This window comes from Mesorhizobium sp. M7A.F.Ca.CA.002.05.1.1 (assembly GCF_003998335.1).
GTDB lineage: Bacteria > Pseudomonadota > Alphaproteobacteria > Rhizobiales > Rhizobiaceae > Mesorhizobium.
This window is the reverse complement of sequence record NZ_RZQI01000910.1, coordinates 1-2,340: the sequence shown is the minus strand read 5'-3', so window position 1 is coordinate 2,340 and position 2,340 is coordinate 1. Positions and strand designations below refer to the sequence as shown.

The window sequence follows — 2,340 nt, the reverse complement described above, 5'->3', positions numbered from 1 at the left end:
GTCTGCGTCAAAGCCGATGTCGAATGCATCAGTTTTCGCGATTATGTTTCGCGACAGGACGCTGGCCAAAGGCAGGTCTCGGTCGGCGGCTGAGCCGCCAACCCGGTTCGATTTCCAAAGCCTCGGTTTTTAGGCTGGGTCCTCGGCGCTCTGTCTTGCCAGATAGCGCTGGTCGATTTCAGGCAATGGCTCGCCTTGCAGCGTCGCTTCGAAGGCACGCAGGCGCTTGTGGACAGATTGCAGCTCGACGATGGTCGACCAGGAGGAGAGCAGAAACTGCAGCGACCCCGTCACCTTGCCGAATGCGTTCGAAATCTGGTTCAGCGCGCCGAACGTTATCTTGTGCGCCACCAGTGAGGGACCAAGGATCAGCAGCGAGAAAATGTTGTCGGCCTGCAGGTAGGTGTAACGGACGACGTTGAAATAGATGTAGTGGAAATACAGCCTGAAATAATTGTGACGAACATTCTCGAACAGCTCGGCGGTGGTGGCCGGCTGGGCGCGGTCCGCATGATCCTCGCCGTAGACGAGTTCCTTGCGGTAGGCGGCTTCGACACGCTGGTTGCGGAACTGCAGCCCTGGAAGTTTCAGACCGGCAACCATGACCGAGATCGTCCCGAACAGACACCAGGCAAGGGCCGCGACAACCAATGGCTGCGGGATCGCGCCGATAATCGGCAACTCAGTGATATGGGCCTGCAACTGGATCATGACCGGCAGGAATGCGATCAATGTCATGATCGACTGGACGAAGCTGGAGCCGAGGTCTTCCATGATCTGCGAGAACCGCATCGTGTCTTCCTGGATACGCTGCGAGGCACCCTCGATATGGCGTAGCCTGCTCCAATTCTCGACGAAATAATTGTTCATCGCCGTGCGCCAGCGGAAAATCCAGTGGCTGACGATGAAGGCATTGACCACCTGCACATTCATGCCGACCAGCGCGAGCCACGAAAAATCCGCCAATCCGATATAAAATTCGCTGTTGGTCGACTTTCCAGTCCCCGACATCAGTCCCTGCACATAGTCGAAGAATGGTCCGTACCAGGCGTTGACGGCGACACTGACCTGCACATTGAAATAGATGAAGAACAGGATGACCGCGGTCATCAGGATCGACCAGCGCTGCCACGGATGCGGCGAATACCAGCTCCAGAATGCGTAGAAGACGGCCACGCAGAACACGAAATAGAGATAAAACCATAGAAACGGCGGCGACATGAGGATCGCGATGCCGATGATGGGCGGCGCACCGGCCACTGCGGGCGGCAATCCGAAAACCGCCCCCAATTGTTCACCACCGAAAAACCAGAACAGGATTGCCGCAAGGCTCCAGAGGGCGGCCGAAGAGAAGAAGAGCTTCGGCTGCGGGAAAAAGGATACGAACACTGTGGCGAATTCCTCGATCTAGGCGCAAATCAGCTGACGGCAGCGGGCATAAAGTCACACATTAGTAGGAAAGAAAATGCCTGTGCCCGATGCCCGGCACAGCAAGCCCACAATCATGGCGATTTTGGCGCAGCCGACCATGTGATGGCGCCGGAGACGACCAGCACGATTGCGGCGGTGATCGAGGCGAGGAAGAAATCGCCGGACATTTGCGCCAGAAATCCGGCCGCGACCGGCCCGATGATCTGGCCAAGGCCGAACGCAGCCGTCATCAGGGCAAAGATCCGGCGCGGCGCGCTTGGCGCCTGCTGCCGGGCGGCCTGCAGGCCAAAGGCGGTGATGGCAATGAAGGTGCCGCCGAGCAGCACGCCGGCAAGCAGCGGCCCGGTGGCGCCGCCGATGGCGACGCTGGCGGTGACGCCGGCCACTTCGATGAAGCACGCCAGCGCATAGGCGGCATAGAGGCCGGTCCGCGCCGCGATCTTCTGCCAGAACCAGACCGAGGGAAAGCCCGCAAGACCGGCGACCATCCACACAATGGCCTCGAAGACGCGGCTGCCGCCGCCTTGCCGGACGATGGCGACCAGGAATGTCGCCGTCACCACATAGCCAAAGCCGAACAGGCCGTAGGCGATGATGACCTTGACCAACGACCGGTCCATCCGCAGTGCCGGCTCGCGGGGGACTTCGCCGTTGCCGAGCGGACCCTCATTGACCAACAGAGCCACGAGGACGAAACCGCAGGCCGAAATCGCCGCCGACCATAGCCAGCCTGCCGCCCAGCCCGAATGCTCGGCGACCAGCACCGCCATCATCGCCGCCGATGCCGCTATGCCGAGCCCGACGCCGCCGAAATGCCAGGCCTGCAGGTCGTTGCGACCGGCAGCCGCGATATGGCTGAACACGATGCTGGCCATGAACACCATGACGAAGGCGCTGGCCAGACCGGCC

The 2,340-nt window shown here is 60.6% G+C and carries 2 protein-coding genes; both read right to left on the bottom strand.

What is annotated here, in order from left to right; all coding sequences use genetic code 11:
- Positions 1-129 precede the first annotated feature (129 nt).
- Positions 130-1,389: a peptide antibiotic transporter SbmA gene (gene sbmA / locus EN939_RS30380; RefSeq protein WP_127271341.1), complete on the bottom strand. Its 1,260-nt coding sequence runs from the start codon at positions 1,387-1,389 to the stop codon at positions 130-132.
- Positions 1,390-1,502: 113 nt separating this feature from the next.
- Positions 1,503-2,340: YbfB/YjiJ family MFS transporter (locus EN939_RS30375; protein ID WP_127271339.1), on the bottom strand; the 838-nt coding region annotated here is incomplete at its 5' end.